Genomic DNA, 19,912 nt, shown 5'->3' on the forward strand with positions numbered 1-19,912 from the left:
TCGGCGCTTGTCGTGAGCGCGTGGGTGGGGGAAGTCTCCTACCGTCTGGCTTGCAGAAGCGGGTCTTGTCCCTCCACCCCCGACAGGTTCCTACCCTACCGCCATACAAGCGGGCCATGCCCGCGAATCGCACGCATGGCGTGCTCCTACAATGTCCCCGCGCGGTGGTTCCGTAGGATGGGTTGAGCGCAGCGATACCCATGCGGATGAATCGGGTCTTGTCCCCCCACCCGGCCATCCGCAAAGACATAAAAAAGCCCCCAATAAAGGGGGCCGAGAGAAAGCGTATCGGTCGGTCGTCAGGCAAAGGCGTGCAGCGCGCCCATCTTGCCGCGGCAGTAGATCATCGGGATCACGTCCTGCTCCGGCACGATCAGGTTCTTCACCGCGCCGACCAGGATGGCGTGGTCGCCGCCCTCGTATTCGCGCCACAGCTCGCATTCGATGATGGCGGTGGCGTTCGGCAGCAGCGGGTTGCCCAGTTCGCTCAGGGTCCAGTCGATGCCCTGCGCCTTGTCCTTGCCCTTTTTGGCGAAGGCATAGGCTTCGTCGCGCTGGTCGGCGGAGAGCAGGTGGATGGCGAAGCGCCTGTTGCGGATCAGCACCGGGTAGGAGTCGGAGCTGTAGTTCGGGCAGAACAGCACCAGGGCCGGGTCCATGGACAGGGAACTGAAGGCGCTGGCAGTCAGCCCGACGACCTGGCCATCGTCATCCAGGGTGGTGATGACGGTGACGCCGGAGGGGAAGGAGCCCATGACTTGTTTGTAGGCATTGGTGTCGATCATTTCGGGTACCTATCGGGCAGGTGGCTGCGGCCGGCAGCTCGTGTGTGTCTGATGGTATACCGTAATACCTAAGTTGCAAGTACTATTTTCCGGTGCTTCCGACGAACGACGAGAGCCAGGCTGAAAGCCAGTAAAAGCGCGGCTTTCAGCGATAAGTGGAAGGGCGGTGCGCGCCGTTCTGATAGGGTTTTCCTGCTCCAATCCGATCTGAAAAGTCTTGCCTGTCTTTTGGAATACCATAATATGGCCCGCGCCAAGCGGCTGGCCGGAGTCATGGCCACGAGCCCGAAGACGAGCCCTCGCGGCTTTCCTACAAAGACAATAAGCAAGGCAAGACGATGTCCGAGAATTCCCAGCAGACGCTGATCGAGAACCATACCGTCGACTACGTGCCGCCCGCCGAACGCCATGGCAGGGCACGCGACCTGTTCACGCTGTGGTTCAGCACCAACATCGCGCCGCTGCCCATCGTCACCGGGGCCATGGTGGTCCAGGTGTTCCACCTCGACCTGCTCTGGGGCCTGTTGGCCATCGTGCTGGGCCACATGCTCGGCGGCGTGTTCATTGCGCTGGCCTCAGCCCAGGGACCGCAGATGGGCATCCCGCAGATGGTCCAGAGCCGCGGCCAGTTCGGTCGCTACGGCGCACTGCTGATCGTGTTCTTCGCCGCGGTCATCTATGTCGGCTTCTTCATTTCCAACATCGTCCTGGCCGGCGAGTCGATCCACGGCATCGCTCCCACCGTGCCGATGCCGGCGGCCATCGTCATCGGCGCGATCAGCGCGACCGCCATTGGCGTGATCGGCTATCGCTTCATCCATACCCTCAACCGCATCGGCACCTGGGTGATGGGCGGGGCGCTGCTGGCCGGCTTCGCCTGGATCTTCATGAACGAGCTGCCGGCGGACTTCTTCAGCCGCGGCAGCTTCAACCTGTCGGGCTTCCTGGCGACCATCTGCCTGGGAACCATCTGGCAGATCAGCTTCTCGCCCTACGTGTCGGACTACTCGCGCTACCTGCCGGCCAGCGTCGGCATCGCCAGGCCGTTCCTGGCCACCTACGCCGGCGCCTGCCTGGGCACCATCCTGTCGTTCAGTTTCGGTGCGGTCGCCGTGCTGGCGACCCCGGAAGGCACCGAGGCCATGGCGGCGGTGAAGCAGGCCACCGGCGTGCTCGGCCCGGTCCTGATGCTGCTGTTCCTGCTCAACATCATCAGCCACAACGCCCTCAACCTGTATGGCGCCGTGCTGTCCATCGTCACCTCGATCCAGACCTTCGCCGGCAACTGGACGCCGAGCATCCGCGTGCGCGTGGTGCTGTCGGCGGTGGTGCTGGCCGGCAGCTGCCTGATGGCGCTGGGCGCCTCGGCCAACTTCATCTCGCACTTCATCGGCCTGATCCTGGCGCTGTTGATCGTGCTGGTGCCCTGGGCCTCGATCAACCTGATCGACTTCTACCTGATCAAGCGCGGCCGCTACGACATCGCCTCGATCTTCCGGGCCGACGGCGGCATCTATGGACGCTTCAACCCGCATGCGATCACCGCGTACTTCATGGGCATCCTGGTCCAGCTGCCGTTCGCCAACACCGCGCTCTACGTCGGCCCCTATGCCAACTACATCGACGGTGTGGACCTGTCCTGGCTGGTCGGGCTGCTGGTGACCTGCCCGCTGTACTACTGCCTGGCGACCCGCACCAAGGCGTCGGCTCGCTATGCGCTGGAGGAGTGCTGATCGCTGTGCCCGGGCAGGGCGCGTTTTTTCATATGGTCCGGGAAAAGCGTCCTACCTGGCCGCCGCCCAGGTAGGCATCGAAAGCCATACGACTGGTTCGACGCCCGCGACCATGGCCGCCCCTATGGCAACAGCCGCGACCGCACGCGGTTGGGGACGACGGTGGAAGCGCTCTATTGCTTCTGACGCGCTCCGATAGGCCGGCGCGGCCATGTCTTGCCGACGGCGTTTTTCCTGCACCTCGTAGGAGCAACTGTCTTGCATCCTGCGTAACTACGTGGCTGGGCCATAACTCACGTAGGTTGGTGCTGAACGCAGTGAAGCCCAACGATGGCGATGTTGGGCTTCGCGTTGCTCAGCGCCAACCTACGGTGGACATTGCCGCCTGTAGGAGCGGGCCTGCCCGCGAATCGCGCCCAGGGGGCGCTCCTACAGGGAAGCGGGGCTCCCATGACGTCGCCTCAGCCCTTCAGCGCCTCGTGGGCGAGCACGGTGCGGGTGGTGGTTTCGTAGTGTTGCGCCAGCAGCACGCAGGCCTTGTCGACATCCCGCGCCAGGGCGGCATCGAGCAGCGCGCGGTGTTCGCCGGGGACGTCGCGTTCGGCGCCGTTCTCGTAGTGCACCGAGAGCATGCGGTAGCGCGCGGTCTGGTCGCGCAGCATGCGTGACAGGTGCAGCAGCCAGGGCGAGCCGCAGTTGGCGATCAGCGCCTGGTGGAAGGTCTCATGGGCGTTTTCCCATTCCGGCTTCATCAGCCGTTCCGGGCCTTCGACGATGGGCAGTCGGTCCAGGCGGTGGTGGGCGGCGATCAATCGGCTTTCCCACTCCAGGTCGCCCCGGCGGATGGACTCGGCGAGCGCCTGGCATTCGATGAGCAGGCGAGTGTTGGTGATATCGCGGATTTCCTCGGCGGAGATGCGGCCGACGCTGAAGCCCTTCTGGTCCTCGGCGGATACGAAGCCGCTGGCGGCCAGGCGCGACAGTGCCTCGCGCAGCGGGATGACCCCGGCGTCGTAGTGCTCGGCCAGTTCCTTGAGGCGCAGGCGGCTGCCCGGCGTCAGGCGGCCGTTGATGATGTCTTCGCGGACCCTGGCTTCCAGCTGGGACGCCATGGTGCGCTTCTCCGAGGCTTCGGGCTGCTCCACCCAGCGTTCGGATCGGTTCATGGGCTGTACCACGGTTGATTACTGATGAGGCAAATAATACACACGAGGAGGTTTTATCGATAATCCCAGTAAAATATATTTTATCGTTGACGGCATATTTTCCTGGGATTAGCTTAGGGCCCATACCGTCCTGCCTGGCGGTCGTCACGAATCACAACAAGAGGTCAGCTCCATGCGTTACGTCCGTTTCAATCACGAAGGCCGCCCGGTGCTGGGCGTGCATACTGCCGAAGGTGTCCGCGTCCTGGGCGAGGAAACCCTGGAGTCGCTGCTGGAGCGGGGCGTCGACCTCGCCACCTACGGCACCGAAGCCAACGGGCCGCTGGTGGAGATCGGTGAGCAGGACTACCTGCCGCTGATGACCCGTCCGACCAAGATCGTCTGCGTCGGCCTCAACTACGCCGATCACACCAAGGAATCGCCCTACGCGCAGCCGGACTACCCGACCCTGTTCCCGCGCTTCAACAGCAGCCTCACCGCGCACAACAAGCCGCTGATCCGCCCGCGCATCTCCGACACCCTCGACTACGAAGGCGAGATGGCCGTGGTACTGAAGAGCGGCGGCCGGCATATCCCGAAGGACCAGGCGCTGCAGCATGTCGCCGGCTACGCGCTGTTCAATGAGGGCTCGGTGCGCGAGTACCAGTTCAAGTCGCCGCAGTGGACCGTGGGCAAGAACTTCGACGACACCGGCGCCTTCGGCCCGGACCTGGTGACCGCCGACGAACTGCCGGCCGGCGGCAAGGGCCTGCTGCTGCAGACCAAGGTGAACGGCAAGGTGGTGCAGTCGGCCAACACCAATGACATGCTGTTTGACGTGGCCACCATCATCTCGACCCTCAGCGAGGCGGTGACCCTGGAAGCGGGCGACGTGATCGTCAGTGGCACCCCGGCCGGCGTCGGTTTCGGCATGGACCCGAAGGTCTATCTGAAGGCCGGCGATGTGGTGGAAGTCTCCATCGAAGGCATCGGCACGCTGGTCAACCCGGTGGTCGACGAAGCCTGAGCGGCTCGTTTCGCAGACGAGAAGAGAAGCCCCTGTCCCGGGGCTTCGGCTACAACAACCCGAGCACCCACGCCATAGCACCGACAGGATGTCGGTGTGACGAAGCCGGACGTACCGTCCCGGCTTCGTTCCCGTCATGTGCCGGATGCGCATGCCGTCGCCGGCGCCAACGGTGCCGTGCGACGTTCCTTCCCTCGCGCCGCCCTGTCTTTGCTACCAGAGCTCCAGGGTGTAGTCGACGTTGATCCGCGTTTCGTTGAAGTAGTGCGAGAGGCCGTTGTGATGGCTCGCCTGGTGGTGCGGAAGGCGAGGCACTTCAGGCTTTCCGATTGCCCCTCGCAGCTGTGATTCGGCGGACTGTCTCTTGGTCGTTGGGCTTCGCTGCGCTCAGCGCCAACCTACGGGAGGCCCTCTCCCGGATGCGGGAGAGGAGGCGGGGTTCCTTAGAGAAGCGTCAGGGTGTAGCTCAGGATCAGGCGGTTCTCGTCTTGGTCGCGGGCTGCGTCGCTGCGCAGGGCGGCGTTGCGCCAGGAGAAGCCGAGGCCTTTCAGCGGGCCTTCCTGCAGCACGTAGTCGAGGCGGAAATCGCGCTCCCACTCGCCCTGGTCGCTGGCCTGGGTCTCGATGTTGCTGCCCTTCAGGTAGGTCGCTATCGCCTTCAGGCCCGGCACGCCGAGCTTGGCGAAGTCGTAGCCGTACTCAGCCACCCAGGTGCGTTCGCCGGCGCTGAGGAACTTGCCGATCTGGCGGTCGGTGATCAGGTAGGCAGTGGCGCCGTCGCCCTGGTTGAGGAAGGGGAAGGCGCTGTCGCCGGACACCTGTTGGTAGCCCAGGCTCGCCGCGTGGCCACCCAGGCTGTAGGTGAAGAAGGCGCTCCAGGTGCGGTTGTCCACTTCGTAGCGGTCCGGGTCGCTGGCTGCCCAGTTGCCACTGCTGCGGAAGCCTTCGGCACGGCCGGCAGCGCTGGCGTTCTTGCCATCGGAATCGCTGTAGAAGTAGCGCAGGTCGGACTTCAGCGCGCCCACCGGCAGCGCCCAGTTGTGGGTCAGGCCGAGGAAGTGCTGTTTGTAGAAGTCTTCCAGGTTGCCGTAGTAGTACTGGGCGGCGAGATTGTCGCTGACCTTGTAGTCGCCGCCGGCGAAGTAGAATTTGTTGACGAACTGGCCGCTGCGGGCGTTGTTCGCGCCTGCGATGGACAGGCCGCGGGCATCGCTGGAGTTGCGTCCCTTGGCGTGTTCCAGCTGGCCGCCGACCAGGGTCAGGCCCTTGATCTCGCTGGAGGTGATCTGCCCGCCCTCGAAGGTCTGCGGCAGCAGGCGACCGTCGTTGGAGGTCACTACCGGCAGCTTCGGCAGCAGGGTGCCGATGCGCGCCTCGGTCTTGGAGAGGCGTACCTTGCCGGTCACGCCCAGGCTGCCGAAATCATCCTTGGCGCGGCCGTCGTCGTCGGTGGGGAACACGATGCCGCCGTAGCTGGCGCTGGTGGGGTTGTAGTGGCGGCCCTTGCCGGAGTTCAGTTTCACACCGAGCAGGCCGAGGGCATCGACACCCACGCCCACCGTCCCTTCGGTGAAGCCCGAGGCGTAGTTGAAGATGAAGCCCTGGCCCCACTCCTCCTGCTTGGAAGGTGCGTCGGCGAACTGACGGTTGTCCGAATTGATATAGAAGTTACGCAGGGTCAGGCTGGCCTTGCTGTCTTCGACGAAACCGCCGGCGGTGGCCTGCTGGGCCAGCACGCCGAGGGTGACGGCCAGGGCGAGAGGGGATTTGTACATCGTGACACTCCTTTTTCTTATGGTCTTGAAGGGCCTCTTCCGAGCGCTTCGGGATATCATCGCTATATTATTTTGTATATAGCGAAAGGCGGAAATTGGCTTAGCAGATATTTCCGATTCGCTCAGGAGGCTTCGTTCAGGGCTGCGAGACGGTCTGGATGACAGTCGAAAAGCGCGAGGCGGCGTGCATGACGCCAAAACTTGACCTTAAAGTCAAATAATTTAAGGAGCCGCACCGGTTGATCCACTTCAACCGGCGGGAAATGCGGGGAGTTGGGCGTGCCGCTTCGACCCCGACCTCGGGCACCAATCCAGAGCCGTCCCTGTTTATGCAGAGGCGGCTTTTATTGATTGGTGCATCGCGCTTTCACGGGGTGATTTTCAGGAAGAAGTGCGCGGAGTCGTGGAAGCCATCGAGGAAGCCGCCTGCGGTGTGACAGGTCGGCTTCCGGCAGGCTTTCCACCTGCCCGGTTGCCTCAATGCGAACCTGCAGCCTTGGTCAGGTCGCTTTCGTTCCACTCGCTGTAGACGCACGCGTCGGCGGCGGCCCAGCGTACCCGCACCGGCGCGCCCGGTTGCAGCGGCTGGGTGGCGCCGGAGAGTTCCTTGAGGGTCAGGTTGGTACCGCCGGAGGTGACCACGCTGCAGGTCAGGCTCTCGCCGAGGAACACGGTTTCCGCGACCTTGGCCGGGATCTCGTTCCAGCCGGCGGCCAGCGGAGTCTGCGCGGACTGTTCCGGAGTCAGCACCTGGGCTTTTTCCGGGCGGACCATCAGCACCAGGTCCTGGCCGTCGTGCAGGCCGGCGGTGGGGCGGATGGCCAGTGGCTGGTTCTCGAAGCTGGCCGCGGCGTTGCCCTGGGCCTTCACCTTGAGGAAGTTGGAGTTGCCGAGGAAGGACGCGACGAAGGCGTTCGGCGGGTTCTGGTAGAGGTCATAGCCGCTGCCCAGGCCGACGATCCTGCCGTGGCTGAAGATGGCGATGCGCTGGGACAGGCGCATGGCTTCTTCCTGGTCGTGGGTCACGTAGACGATGGTGATGCCGAGGCGGCGGTGCAGGTGGCGCAGTTCGTCCTGCAGGTCCTCGCGCAGTTTCTTGTCCAGCGCGCCGAGCGGTTCGTCCATCAGCAGGATGCGCGGCTCGTAGACCAGCGCGCGGGCGATGGCCACGCGTTGCTGCTGGCCGCCGGAAAGCTGGGCCGGGCGGCGGTGGGCGAACTTGTCCAGTTGCACCAGCTTGAGCATGGCGTCGACGCGCTTGGCGGTCTCGGCGGCGTTCTGCTTGCGGATGGTCAGCGGGAAGGCGATGTTGTCGCGCACCGACAGGTGCGGGAACAGCGAGTAGCGCTGGAACACCATGCCGATGTCGCGCTTGTGCGGCGGCACGTTCACCAGCGACTTGCTTTCGACGAGGATTTCCCCGGAGCTGGGCGTCTCGAAGCCGGCCAGCATCGACAGGGTGGTGCTCTTGCCGGAGCCGCTGGAGCCGAGGAAGGTGAGGAACTCGCCGTCCTGGATGTCCAGGGAGATGTTGTCGACGGCGGTGAAGTCGCCGTAGTGCTTGTTCAGGTTGCGCAGGCTGACCAGGGTCTTGTTTTCGCGGGTGTCTTGGATCACGGCACTCATTTCGGTTACCTCGGCGCTCAGGCGCGGATTTCGTTGCGCCGGCGCAGTGCGGCGGCGACCAGCATTACCAGGACGGACAGGCCGATCAGCAGCGTCGAGGCGACGGCGATCACCGGGGTCAGGTCCTGGCGCAGGGTGGTCCACATTTTCACGGGCAGGGTCTGCAGGGTCGGGCTGGCCATCATCACGCTCAACACCACCTCATCCCAGGAGACCAGGAAGGCGAACAGAGCGCCGGCCACCATGCCCGGGCGAATCGCCGGGAAGGTCACCTTGAACACCGCCTGCAACCGCGATGCCCCGCAGATCACCGCGGCATCCTCGATGGACTGGTCGAACAGCTTCAGCGAGTTGATGATCGAGATGATGGTGAACGGCAATGCGACGATCACGTGGCTGACCACGAAGGAGAACAGCGTGCCGGTGTAGCCGAGCTTGAGGAACAGCGCGTACACGGCCACCGCGATGATCACCAGCGGCACGATCATCGGCAGGGTGAACAGCCCGTAGAGCATCTCCCGGCCGGGGAACTTGCCGCGCACCAGGGCGAAGGCGGTGGGCAGGCCGAGGGCGACCGAGCACACCGTGGTCAACACGGCGACCTTCAGGCTGGTCAGCGCCGACTCCATCCACTCCGCGTTGGAGAAGAACTGCTCGTACCACTTCAGCGTCCAGCCCGGCGGCGGGAACACCAGCCACTGCGACGAGCCGAAGGACAGCAGCACGATGAACACGATCGGCAGCAGCAGGAAGGCTGCGATCGCCCCGGTGGTCAGGTACAGGCCGAAGCGCAGGCGCGGGCCCATGGCGTTGGGTGACAGCAGCATGGCTTACCTCGCGGTACTCGAAGCCACCGGGGATTCCGGCTGCAGCTTCAGGTAGAAGTAGAAGAGCACCAGGGTGATGACGATCAGCAGCGCGGCGGCGGCGCTGGCCAGGCCCCAGTTGAGGAAGGACTGCACCTGCTGGACGATGAACTCCGGCAGCATCATGTTCTGCGCACCGCCGAGCAGGGCGGGGGTGACGTAGTAACCGAGCGACATGACGAAGACCATCAGCCCGCCGGAGAACAGTCCCGGCCGGCACAGTGGCAGGAACACCCGGAAGAAGTTGGTCCAGGGGCTGGCGCCGCAGATCGAGCCGGCCTGCAGCACCATCGGGTCGATGGCCGACATGGTGGCCTGCAGCGGCAGCACGATGAACGGGATCATGATGTAGCTCATGCCGATCACCACGCCGGTGAGGTTGTGCACCAGTTCCAGCGGTTGATCGATGATGCCCATCGCCATCAGGATCTTGTTGATCACCCCGGACGCCTGCAGCAGCACCAGCCAGGAGTAGGTGCGTGCGAGCAGACTGGTCCACATCGACAGCAGCACGATGTTCAGCAACCAGCGGCCCCAGCCGCGCGGCACCAGGGTGATCGCCCAGGCCAGCGGGAAGCCCAGCAGCAGGCTGATCACGGTCACCAGACCGCCCACCGCGAAGGTGTTGAACAGCACCCGGGCATACGCCGAGTTGGCGAACAGTTGCTCGTAATTGCCCAGGCCCGGAGTCGGCTCCAGCACGCCGCGCAGCAGCAGGCCGATCAGCGGGGCGAGGAAGAACAGGCCGAGGAACAGCAGGGCCGGGAGCAGGTTGCTGGCGCCGCGCCAGCGCAGCGCGGCCTGGTTGTCTTCTTTCATCGACACAGCCCCGGAGCTGGAAGCGCGGGAGGCGCCTCCAGTGGCCTTGGCCGGTGGCGTGGGCTGAATGGCAGCCATCTTCACTTGACCAGCCATTCGTTCCACCGTGCCGCGATTGCCGGGCCGTTCTTGGCCCAGTACGCGTAGTCGAGGGTGATCTGATCCTTAGCGTAGGCGGTCGGCAGGTTGGGGGCGAGGTCGCCCTTGAGCTGGCCGATGCTGTCGACGTTCACCGGGGCATAGGCAGTGAGGTTGGCGAAGTCGGCCTGGCCCTTGGCGCTGCTGGCGTTGGCCAGGAATTTCATGGCCGCATCCTTGTTCTTGGCGCCCTTGGGGATGACAAGGAAGTCGGCCATGACCAGGTTCTGTTTCCAGCTCACGCCCACCGGCGCGCCGTCCTGTTGCAGGGCATAGATGCGGCCGTTCCAGAACTGACCCATGCTGGCCTCGCCGGAAGCGAGCAGCTGCTGGGACTGGGCGCCGCCGCCCCACCAGACGATGTCCTTCTTGATGGTGTCGAGCTTCTTGAAGGCGCGGTCGAGGTCCAGCGGGTAGAGCTTGTCGGCGGGGACGCCATCGGCCAGCAGGGCCAGTTCGAGCACGCCGGGGCTCGGCCACTTGTAGAGGGCGCGCTTGCCGGGATAGCTGGCGGTGTCGAACAGGGCGCTCCAGTCCTGCGGGGCCTTGCCGCCGGTCTTGCCCTGGTTGTAGCCGAGCACGAAGGAGAAATAGAAGGAGCCGACGCCGTGGTCGGAGACGAAGCGCGGGTCGATCTTGTCGCGCTGGATCACGTTGAAGTCCAGCGGCTCCAGCAGGCCTTCGGCGGCAGCGCGGAGAGCGAAGTCGGCCTCGACGTCGACCACGTCCCACTGCACGTTGCCGCTTTCCACCATGGCCTTGAGCTTGCCGTAGTCGGTGGGGCCGTCTTGCACCACGCGAATGCCGCTGGCCTGGCTGAAGGGCTCGGCCCAGGCCTGCTTCTGTGCATCCTGGGTGGTGCCGCCCCAACTGACGAAACTGAGATTGTCGGCGGCGATGGCGGCAGTACCGGTCGCGGTAAGGAGTGCCGCGGCGAGCACCGCGATTGCACGTTTTTTGAACACCATCTTGCTTGCCCTCATTGTTGTGTTTGTAAGCAAGCGGGCCTTGTTCTTGCCCGCTTATCAGGAGCAGTGACCCCGGTGGGTGGGGTTTCAAGGGCGGCCGTGGCGGGAGGCAGGTCCCGGAAATTATCTCGGCCTATGGAATGGCATATTATGGTATGCCAAAAATTTTGCAAGTCCTCGGCGTACCGATCATCGCCGGGCGACGAGTGGTTGCGATTCCCGCAGGAGCAACTGTCTTGCATCCTGCGTAACCATGTGGCTGGGTGGCTGGGCCATAACCCGCGTAGGTTGGTGCTGAACGCAGTGAAGCCCAACGATGGCGATGTTGGGCTTCGCGTTGCTCAGCGCCAACCTACGGTGGGCATTGCAGCCCGTAGGAGCGGGCCATGCCCGCGATGCTCCTGGGAGAGGCCGATCGCGGACATGGTCCGCTCCTACGGATACTCCGGTGTTGCGATCCCCTCACCCTAACCCTCTCCCGGAGGGAGAGGGGGCGCGACGGTATGAGGTGGTACTCCGTGCCAGCCGGCAACTCCGGACAGTCCCCTCTCCCTGAGGGAGAGGGTTAGGGTGAGGGGGGAAGCATCATGACGATGCAAGACAGTTGCTCCTACTCCTTGTCAGCCCTCGAACGGCAGGGTCTCGACCACTTCCAGGTCATAGCCGGTGAGGCCGGCGTACTTCAGCGGTGGGCCCAGGTGGCGCAGCTTGCCGGCGCCGAGGTCCTGGAGGATCTGCGCGCCGGTGCCCACTTCCGAGTAGATGCGCGATTGTGTGCGGCTGAACTGCCGGCGCGGCTGGGTGAGTTGGGGGACGCGTTCCAGCAGGGCCTGGGAGGATTCGTTGTTGGCCAGCACCACCACCACGCCATGGCCGGCCTCGGAAACCTTCTCCAGGGCGGCCCACAGGGTCCAGTTCTTCGGCCCGGTGTATTCGGCGCCCACCAGGTCGCGCAGCGGGTCGATCACATGTACCCGCACCAGCGTCGGCTCGTCTCGGTGGATGTCGCCCATCACCATGGCCATGTGCACGCCGCCGGCAATGCGGTCCTCGTAGGTCACCAGGCGGAAGGTGCCGTGCACCGTGGGCAGCTCGCGCTCGCCGATACGGGTGACGGTGTGCTCGGTGCTGAGGCGGTAGTGGATCAGGTCGGCGATGGTGCCGATCTTGATCCCGTGCTGCTCGGCGAAGGTTTCCAGCTCCGGCCGGCGCGCCATGCTGCCGTCGTCGTTCATCACCTCGACGATCACTGAAGCCGGGGTGAAGCCTGCCAGGCGCGCCAGGTCGCAGCCGGCTTCGGTGTGGCCGGCACGGGTCAGCACGCCGCCTTCGCGGGCGCGCAGGGGGAAGATATGGCCGGGTTGCGCCAGGTCGTCGGCTTTCGCATCGGGGGCCACGGCGGTCAGCACCGTGTGGGAGCGGTCGGCGGCGGAGATGCCGGTGGTCACGCCGCTGGCCGCCTCGATGGAAACGGTGAAGGCGGTGGAGAAGGCGCTGCCGTTGGCCGGCACCATCTGCTCCAGGCCGAGGCGCTGGCAATGCTCGTCGGTCAGGGTCAGGCAGATCAGGCCGCGCGCTTCGCGGGCCATGAAGTTGATCGCCGCAGGGGTGCATTTCTCCGCCGCCAGCAGCAGATCGCCCTCGTTCTCGCGGTCCTCGTCGTCCACCAGCAGGACCATCTTGCCCTGGCGATAGTCTTCGATGATTTCTTCGATGCGATTGAACGGCATGTCGGTTTACCTGGCTGGATCATGGTGATTTAGTTTGGTATACCATAATACATATTTGAGCCGGACAATAGAGGTCAGCATGAAGGCTTACTGGATCGCCCACGTCGATGTGACGGACCCCGCGCAATACAGCGAATACACCAGCCGCGCCCCGGCGGCCTTCGCCAGGTACGGCGGCAGGATGCTGGCCCGCGGCGGCCGCTCGCAGGCGATGGAGGGCCGCCCCACACCCCAGCGTAGCGTGGTGATCGAGTTCGACTCGTACGAACAGGCGCTGGCCTGCTACCGCTCGGCGGAGTACCAGGAGGCGTGCAGCTATCGCCAGGGCGTGGCGCGGGCGGAAGTGATCATCGTGGAGGGTGTCGAGTAGGTTGGCGCTGAGCTTGCGAAGCCCAACGGAATTGGGGCAGGCCCCACCAGATGTTGGGCTTCGCTGCGCTCAGCACAACCTACGGCTCCATCAGCTCCAGCACCGCCCGATACAGCGGCGTACCCGGCTCGCCCAGTTGCAGCACCACGTCGAAGTGGTTGCGTCCTTCCGCCGGCACATGGCGGCCGCGCAGGCCCGAAGCATTCCAGGCACTCAGGAAATCATGGGACTGGCGGGCGAATTCGCCGGTTTCCAGTGCGCCGTAGCTCACCACCAGTTCCCCCGCGCTGTCGGGCAAATGGAAGAGGGGACTGTTGCGTCGCGCGGCGGTTTCGTCGAGGTGCATCCAGGCGTTGATATGGGTGGGCAGCAGCGGGCGCAGGTCGAACAGGCCGCTGATCGGCAGGGCGCCGCGCAGGGCGTCCGGCGGGATGCCGTAGCCGGCGTGCCAGACGCCGGCCAGCAGCATGCCGGTCAGGTGTCCGCCCGCCGAACTGCCGCTGGCGAACAGGCGCCGGGGATCGCCGCCGAAGCCGGCGATGTTGTGGTACAGCCAGGCCAGCGCGCGGCGTACCTGGTCGACGATATGGTCGAGGCTCACCGCCGGCGCCAGGTCGTAGTCGAGCACCGCCACGCAGGCGCCGGCTTCGGTCAGCGCCGGGGCCATGAACGCCGAATCGGCCTTGGACAGCGCCCGCCAGTAGCCGCCGTGGATGAACAGCAGCACCGGCGCATCGGGGCGGCTGGCGGGGAAGATGTCCAGCCGCTCGCTGGCGCCCGGTCCGTAGGGCACGTCCTTGAAGCAGCGCAGGCCGGCATGGGCGCGGTCGCTGAGTTCGCGGTACAGCCGCGGGTACTGTTCGTAGTCGGCGACGCTGGCGCGGGCGTTGTATTGCACGTCGTAGTAGGCGGCCAGTTCGAGGTCGGTCATGGGGATCTCCGGTCATGGAAAGCAAACGGGCGCCGAAGCGCCCGTTGGGGAGGGATGGCGTCAGACGCCCAGGTAGCGGTGCGACAGCTCGGGCGTCGCGGCTAGCTCCGCCGGCGTGCCCTGCCAGACCTGGCGGCCTTTCTCGATGATGTGGTGGCGGTCGACCACGCGGGCCATCTCCTTGAGGTTCTTGTCGATCACCAGGATGGTCTCGCCTTCGTCCTTGAGAGTCGCCAGGCAGTTCCAGATGGTCTCGCGGATCACCGGCGCCAGGCCCTCGGTGGCTTCGTCGAGGATCAGCAATTGCGGATTGGTCATCAGCGCGCGGCCGACCACCAGCATCTGCTGTTCGCCGCCGGAGAGGGTCTTCGACAGCTGGTCCTGGCGTTCTTCGAGGCGCGGGAACAGCCGGTAGATGCGCGCCAGGTCCCACTTGCCCCTGCGGCCGGCGGCGGTGGCCAGCAGGTTCTCCCGCACGCTGAGCGAACCGAAGGCGCGGCGGCCTTCCGGCACCAGCCCGAGGCCGGCCTGGGCGATGCGGTAGGGCGTGGCGCCGCGCATTTCCCTGCCGTGGACGCGGATGCTGCCGGCGCTGGGCTTGAGCAGGCCCATGATGGATTTCACCGTGGTGGTCTTGCCCATGCCGTTGCGGCCGATCAGCGAGACCACCTGGCCCTGTTTGATCGTCAGGTGCATGTCGAAGAGCACCTGACTGAGGCCGTAGCCCGCCTGCAAACCACTGACTTCAAGCATGTTCTTCTCCCAGGTAGGCGGCACGCACCTGCGCGTTGCTGCGGACCTCATCGACGCTGCCGGTGAGGATGGTCTGGCCGTACACCAGCACGGTGATGCGGTCGGCGAGGGTGAACACGGCGTCCATGTCGTGCTCCACCAGGAGGATCGAGTAGCGGCCCTTGAGCGCCTGCAGCAGCTCGGTCATGCGCGCCGATTCCTCGGCGCCCATCCCGGCCATCGGTTCGTCGAGCAGCAGCACCGAGGACTCCTGGGCCAGCGCCAGGGCGAGTTCCAGTTGCCGACGTTCGCCGTGGGACAGTTCGCTCACCAGATGCTCGGCACGGCCGCCGAGGCCGACGGTTTGCAGATACTCCCTCGCCGGATCGAGCAGGCGGCGGTCGCGGCTGAGCGGACGCCACATGCCGAACGTCCGGCCTTCGCGGGCGGCGATGGCCAGGGCGACGTTCTCCAGCAGGCTGAACTCGGGATACAGCTGGCTGACCTGGAACGAACGGGCGAGGCCCAGGCGCGGCCGATCGTGGGCGGGGACGCGGGTGATGTCCTGGCCGGCGAGGAATATATGGCCCTGGTCCGGCTGGATTTCCCCGGCGATCTGCGAGATCAGCGTGGACTTGCCGGCGCCGTTGGGACCGATGATGGCGTGCAGTTCGCCGCGCGCCAGTTCGAGGTTGGCGCCGTTGGTGGCCTTCACCGCGCCGAAGGACTTTTCCAGCCCGCGGATGGACAGTTGTGCGCTCATGGGGTCACCTCGCCCAGTCGAACGCCGGGCTCGGCGGCCGGCGCGGGTTTGCGTTGCCTGCGCGAAAGCAGCAGGAGGCCGTAGACGCCCTGCTTGCCGAACAGCACCACGGCCAGCAGCAGCGGGCCGAAGAACAGCAGCCAGTGCTCGGTCCAGAGGCTCAGCAACTGCTCCAGGCCGAGGTAGACGGCGGCGCCGAGGACCGGGCCGACCAGGGTGCCGACGCCGCCGAGGATGACCATTGCCATCAGCTCGCCGGACTTCTGCCAGGAGCCCATGTCGGGGCTGACGAACATCGCGTAGTTGGCCCAGAGGATGCCCGCCAGGCCCGCGCCGAGGCCGGCGATGACGAAGGCGGTGAGGCGGTAGCGCAGCGGCTTGAGGCCCAGGCTGACGCTGCGCCGCTCGCTCTGCTTGAGCCCGCGCAGGACGAAGCCGAAGCGCGAGGCGACCAGCCGCCGGCAGAACAGCAGCCAGCCGACCAGGCAGCCGACGCACAGGTAGTAGAACTGCGCCGGATCGTTCAGATCCATTCCCGGCAGGCTGTTGCGTTCCAGCAGCAGGATGCCGTCGTCGCCGCCGTAGAGCGACAGCGAGCCGAGGATGAAATAGAGCATCTGGCTGAAGGCGAGGGTGATCATGATGAACTGCACGCCGCTGGTGCGCAGCGACAGGTAGCCCATCGCCAGGCCGAGCAGGGCGCACAGCCCGAGGGCCAGCGGCCAGATCAGCAGCGCGCTGTTGCTGCCTTCCCAGCCCCACAGCGGCAGCATCTGCGAGGTGTGGAAGGCGACGATGCCGACCACGTAGCCGCCCATGGCGAAGAAGGCGGCGTGGCCGAAGCTGACCATGGCGCCGTAGCCGATCAGCAGGTCGAGGCTGGCGGCGGCCAGGCCGTAGATCGCCAGCCGGGTGAACAGGCTGACCAGGAAGGGTTCGTCGAGCAGCGCCGCCAGCAGCGGCATCAGCGCGAAGATGGCCAGGCAGGCCAGATCGATAAGCATTCGACGGGACATCTCGTTCTCCTTCAGGCGCGCGCCGGCAGCAGGCCGCGCGGGCGCACCAGCAGCACCAGGGCCATGACGATGTAGGCGCTGGCGGAAATCAGGCCGGCGCCGAGGGCACCGGCGACTTCGGCGGGCAGCAGGCGGTCCAGCAGTTGCGGGATGTAGGCGCGGCCGAGGCCGTCGACCATGCCGATCAGCAGGGCGCCGACCAGCGCGCCGCGCACCGAACCGACGCCGCCGACGACGATGACCACGAAGGTGGTGATCAGCACCTTCTCGCCCATGCCGATCTCCACCGACAGCAGCGGCGCCGCCATGAAGCCGGCGAGGCCGCAGAGCACGCAGCCGAAGACGAACACCAGGGTGTACAGGCGGGAGATGTTCACCCCGAGGGCGCCGACCATCTCGTGGTCGTCGGCGCCGGCGCGGATCAGCATCCCGAGGCGGGTGTGGTTGATCAGCAGCCACATGCCGATCGCCACCAGCGCGCCGGCGCCGATGAACAGCAGGCGGCTGACCGGGTACATCAGCCCCGGCAGCACCTCGACGAAGGCGTTGTACCAGTCCGGGGTCGGCATGGCCGGTGGACTGCGGCCGAACAGCAGGGTGATCAGCTCGTTGCTGAAGAACACCACGGCGAGGGTGGCGAGCACCTGGTCCAGATGGTCGCGGTTGTACAGCCGGCGGATGATCCCGGTTTCGATCACCAGCCCGTACAGCGCCGCGCCGCACAGGGCGGCAAGGCCGCCGAGCCAGAACGAGCCGCTGGCGATGGCGGTGTAGGCGGCGCAGAACGCGCCGACCATGTAGAAGGCGCCGTGGGCCAGGTTGATGACACCCATGATGCCGAAGATCAGCGTCAGGCCCGAGGCCAGCAGAAACAGCAGCGCGCTGTACTGCAGGCCGTTGAGGATTTGTTCGAGCAACAGCATGGCGATAGTCCTGCGAGGAATGCCCGCCGGCCTGGTGGCCGGCGGGCTGGCTGGAGCGGCGACGGATTACAGCGCGCAGCGTGCGGCGTAGCTGTCGACCTGGGACTTGGCGATGGTCTTCACCGGCACTTCGGCGAGCTTGCCGCTGGCGTCGGCCTGCACGCGCAGCAGGTGCCAGTCGATCACCGCGTGCTGGTTGCTGGCGAAGCGGAAGTCGCCGCGCACCGAGTCGAAGCGTGCCTCGCGCAGGGCGGCGCGGAAGGCTCCGGCGTCCTTGAGGTTGCCGTTGGTGGCCTTGAGGGCTGAGCCGATCAGCCGCGCGGTGTCGTAGCCCTGGGCTGCGTACATGGTCGGCGCGCGGTGGTACTTGTCGTTGAAGGCCTTGATGAAGGCCTGGTTGGCCGGGTTGTCCGACTGCGGGTTCCAGCCGCTGACCACGTTGACGCCTTCGGCCACGCTGCCGGTGGCGGCGAGCATGCGCTCGTCCATGGAGAACACCGGCACCAGCATCGGGATGCTCCTGTTCAGGCCGGCGCTGCCGTACTGCTTGGCGAAGTTGATGCCGGCGCCGCCCGGATGGAACTGGAACACCGCGTCCGGCGCCAGCGAGCGCACGCGCGCCAGTTCGACGGAGAAGTCCAGCTGGTTGAGCTTGGTGTAGATCTCGGTGACTTCGCCCTTGAAGGTGCGCTTGAAGCCGGCCAGGGCGTCGCGTCCGGCCTGGTAGTTGGGCGCGAGGATGACCATCCTGCGGTAGCCCAGCTCGTTGGCGGCGACGCCGGCCATCTCGTGGGGCACGTCGTTCTGGTAGGACGCGGAGAAATAGTTGGCCTTGCACTGCTCGCCGGCCAGGTTGGACGGCGCGGCGTTGGCGCTGATGTAGAAACCGTCGTTGCGGGTGGCGCTGTTCACCACCGCGGCGAGCACGTTGGAGAACATCACGCCGGTGTAGAGGGAGATGCCGTCCAGGCTCATGCGGTCGACGATCTGCTTGCCGCGCGCGGGCTGCAGGCCGTCGTCCTCGACCACCAGTTCCACCGGGACGCCGCCGAGCTTGCCGCCTTCCTGCTCGATGGCCAGGCGGAAGGCGTCGCGGGCGTCCTCGCCGAGGTAGCCGGCGGGCGTGGACAGGGTGGTGATGAAGCCGATGCGCACAGGGTCCTGTGCCAGGGCGGGGAGGGAAGAGGCCATTACGGCCCCGAGCAACGCAAGGGGGAGGGTCTTTTTCATGATGCCGCCTTTTCTGTGCGATGCCGTGCGAGCGGCTCGCCGATTGTTATTGGAATTGCAGGGCAGTCGGGAAAGTCGGGGTGTTGCGGGTGGTGGTTCCTCTTGTTCGGGGGCATTTCATCGCGGGCATGGTCCGCTCCTACGCGAGCTTTGGCGCTGGGGGTTCCCTCACCCCAGCCCTCTCCCGGAGGGAGAGGGGGCAATACGGTGTTGGGAGATGTGCCGTGCCAGCCGGCAACATCGAGCCGTCCCCTCTCCCTTTGGGAGAGGGTTAGGGTGAGGGGGAGGTATCAGGGTTACGTATTGCTCTCGGTGAACTTCTCGAAATACAGGTTGCCGTGGCCGAGCTGCTGGTCCTGCAGCCAGGTCTTCACCGACTCGACCATCGGCGGCGGGCCGCACAGGTACATGTCGAAGGGCGCCTCGCGCAGTTCCGTCGCGTCGAAATGCTCGGGCACGTAGCCGCGCTTGCCGTCCCACTGGCCGGCGTCGTCGCTGATCACCGGGGTGAAGCGGAAGCCGGGGATGCGCTCGGCGTAACCGGCGATGCGCTCCAGTTCGCAGAGGTCGGCGACCTGGCGCACGCCGTAGTACAGGTGCACCGGCTGGCCGCCGCCGCCTTTCTCGGCGATCTCGTCGAGCATGCCGAGGAAGGCCGAGAGGCCGGTGCCGCCGGCCACCAGCAGCAGCGGCTTGTCGATGTGGCGCATGTAGAAGGCGCCCAGCGGGGCTTCGAAGCGGATCTCGTCGCCGACCTTGCAGCGCTCGCGGATGTAGTTGCTCATCACCCCGTCCGGCAGCAGGCGGATGAGGAACTGCAGCCGGTTCTGCGGGTTCGGCCGGTTGGCGAAGGAATAGGAGCGCTTGTCGTCGGTGCCGGGCACCTGCAGGCGCGCGTACTGGCCGGGCAGGAAGTCCAGCTGCTGGCCGTCGACGCCGGCGTCCAGGTGGAGGATCGCGGTGGTCGGCGAGACCTGCTCGACGTGGGTGACCACGCCGTGTTCGTGCACCGGTTCGGCGGCGCTGCACAGCGACGAGTCGAAGTCGAAGTAGAACGACGCGTCGGATTGCACGCGGGTCTGGCAGGTGAGGATCTTGCGCTGCTCCAGGTCCTGCGGCGACAGGGCTTCCTCGTCGACGTAGTCCATCGCGTAGCGGCCGGACTCGCAGCGGCCCATGCAGGTGCCGCAGACGCCTTCGCGGCAGTCCAGGGGAATCTTGATGCCGTTGCGCAGCGCGGCGTCGAGGAGGATTTCGTTGCCCTGCACGGGGAAGAACAGCGTCTTGCCGTCGGCAAAACTGAAGGCGACCTTGTGGTTCATGGGTGCTACTCCG

At 65.8% G+C, this 19,912-nt stretch carries 18 protein-coding genes; 3 read left to right on the top strand and 15 right to left on the bottom strand.

Annotated elements, in window-relative coordinates:
- Positions 1-299: 299 nt before the first annotated feature.
- Complete coding sequence (locus JFY56_RS22560; RefSeq protein WP_208316434.1) at positions 300-785, bottom strand: flavin reductase family protein; 486 nt, start codon at positions 783-785, stop codon at positions 300-302.
- A 338-nt stretch (positions 786-1,123) separates the two neighbouring features.
- Here JFY56_RS22560 and JFY56_RS22565 point away from each other — a divergent pair, with 338 nt between their 5' ends.
- Entirely contained in the window at positions 1,124-2,518 is a 1,395-nt protein-coding gene (locus JFY56_RS22565) for a purine-cytosine permease family protein (RefSeq protein ID WP_208316436.1), read from the top strand.
- A 461-nt stretch (positions 2,519-2,979) separates the two neighbouring features.
- Here JFY56_RS22565 and JFY56_RS22570 read toward each other — a convergent pair whose 3' ends face one another.
- Positions 2,980-3,684 carry a GntR family transcriptional regulator gene (locus tag JFY56_RS22570; protein WP_236033035.1) on the bottom strand — a complete coding sequence of 235 codons (705 nt, stop codon included), beginning with the start codon at positions 3,682-3,684 and terminating at the stop codon, positions 2,980-2,982.
- Positions 3,685-3,856: 172 nt separating this feature from the next.
- On the opposite strand from JFY56_RS22570, the gene JFY56_RS22575 reads away from it, so the two are divergent.
- Positions 3,857-4,690, top strand: a complete 834-nt coding sequence (locus JFY56_RS22575; RefSeq protein WP_208316438.1) for a fumarylacetoacetate hydrolase family protein — start codon at positions 3,857-3,859, stop codon at positions 4,688-4,690.
- A 443-nt stretch (positions 4,691-5,133) separates the two neighbouring features.
- On the opposite strand, the gene JFY56_RS22580 is transcribed toward JFY56_RS22575, so the two are convergent.
- The 6 genes from JFY56_RS22580 to ribBA form a co-directional block, all read right to left on the bottom strand.
- The gene (locus tag JFY56_RS22580) at positions 5,134-6,465 is read right to left on the bottom strand and encodes an OprD family porin (RefSeq protein WP_208316440.1); all 1,332 of its coding nucleotides are present in this window, start codon (positions 6,463-6,465) and stop codon (positions 5,134-5,136) included.
- 477 nt (positions 6,466-6,942) lie between these two features.
- A complete protein-coding gene (locus JFY56_RS22585) occupies positions 6,943-8,091 on the bottom strand; it encodes an ABC transporter ATP-binding protein (protein ID WP_208316442.1) in 1,149 nt (382 codons plus the stop codon).
- Between the two features lie 17 nt (positions 8,092-8,108).
- A complete protein-coding gene (locus JFY56_RS22590) occupies positions 8,109-8,918 on the bottom strand; it encodes an ABC transporter permease (protein WP_208316444.1) in 810 nt (269 codons plus the stop codon).
- A 3-nt stretch (positions 8,919-8,921) separates the two neighbouring features.
- Complete coding sequence (locus JFY56_RS22595; RefSeq protein WP_208316445.1) at positions 8,922-9,872, bottom strand: ABC transporter permease; 951 nt, start codon at positions 9,870-9,872, stop codon at positions 8,922-8,924.
- On the bottom strand, positions 9,857-10,882 hold the full coding sequence (locus JFY56_RS22600; protein ID WP_208316446.1) for an ABC transporter substrate-binding protein: 1,026 nt from the start codon (positions 10,880-10,882) through the stop codon (positions 9,857-9,859). Before JFY56_RS22600 ends, JFY56_RS22595 begins: the two co-directional genes overlap by 16 nt.
- A 620-nt stretch (positions 10,883-11,502) precedes the next feature.
- On the bottom strand, positions 11,503-12,612 hold the full coding sequence (gene ribBA, locus JFY56_RS22605) for a bifunctional 3,4-dihydroxy-2-butanone-4-phosphate synthase/GTP cyclohydrolase II (RefSeq protein WP_208316447.1): 1,110 nt from the start codon (positions 12,610-12,612) through the stop codon (positions 11,503-11,505).
- Positions 12,613-12,691: 79 nt separating this feature from the next.
- On the opposite strand from ribBA, the gene JFY56_RS22610 reads away from it, so the two are divergent.
- Positions 12,692-12,982, top strand: a complete 291-nt coding sequence (locus tag JFY56_RS22610; RefSeq protein WP_208316448.1) for a DUF1330 domain-containing protein — start codon at positions 12,692-12,694, stop codon at positions 12,980-12,982.
- A 79-nt stretch (positions 12,983-13,061) separates the two neighbouring features.
- On the opposite strand, the gene JFY56_RS22615 is transcribed toward JFY56_RS22610, so the two are convergent.
- The 7 genes from JFY56_RS22615 to antC all read right to left on the bottom strand — a co-directional run bounded on the left by JFY56_RS22615 (position 13,062) and on the right by antC (position 19,899).
- Entirely contained in the window at positions 13,062-13,913 is an 852-nt protein-coding gene (locus tag JFY56_RS22615; RefSeq protein WP_208316449.1) for an alpha/beta hydrolase, read from the bottom strand.
- A gap of 60 nt (positions 13,914-13,973) precedes the next feature.
- On the bottom strand, positions 13,974-14,666 hold the full coding sequence (locus JFY56_RS22620; protein ID WP_208316451.1) for an ABC transporter ATP-binding protein: 693 nt from the start codon (positions 14,664-14,666) through the stop codon (positions 13,974-13,976).
- Positions 14,659-15,408: an ABC transporter ATP-binding protein gene (locus JFY56_RS22625; protein ID WP_208316453.1), complete on the bottom strand. Its 750-nt coding sequence runs from the start codon at positions 15,406-15,408 to the stop codon at positions 14,659-14,661. The genes JFY56_RS22620 and JFY56_RS22625 overlap by 8 nt, the downstream gene beginning before the upstream one ends.
- On the bottom strand, positions 15,405-16,424 hold the full coding sequence (locus JFY56_RS22630) for a branched-chain amino acid ABC transporter permease (protein ID WP_208316455.1): 1,020 nt from the start codon (positions 16,422-16,424) through the stop codon (positions 15,405-15,407). Before JFY56_RS22630 ends, JFY56_RS22625 begins: the two co-directional genes overlap by 4 nt.
- A gap of 11 nt (positions 16,425-16,435) precedes the next feature.
- On the bottom strand, positions 16,436-17,347 hold the full coding sequence (locus JFY56_RS22635; RefSeq protein ID WP_208316457.1) for a branched-chain amino acid ABC transporter permease: 912 nt from the start codon (positions 17,345-17,347) through the stop codon (positions 16,436-16,438).
- A 66-nt stretch (positions 17,348-17,413) separates the two neighbouring features.
- Positions 17,414-18,577 (bottom strand): ABC transporter substrate-binding protein, encoded by a 1,164-nt coding sequence (locus JFY56_RS22640; protein ID WP_208316459.1) that lies wholly within the window; start codon positions 18,575-18,577, stop codon positions 17,414-17,416.
- 296 nt (positions 18,578-18,873) lie between these two features.
- Complete coding sequence (gene antC, locus JFY56_RS22645) at positions 18,874-19,899, bottom strand: anthranilate 1,2-dioxygenase electron transfer component AntC (protein ID WP_208316461.1); 1,026 nt, start codon at positions 19,897-19,899, stop codon at positions 18,874-18,876.
- Positions 19,900-19,912: the final 13 nt, after the last annotated feature.

Origin of the sequence: Pseudomonas schmalbachii (assembly GCF_017589465.1) — a bacterium.
Classification (GTDB): Bacteria; Pseudomonadota; Gammaproteobacteria; order Pseudomonadales; family Pseudomonadaceae; genus Pseudomonas; species Pseudomonas schmalbachii.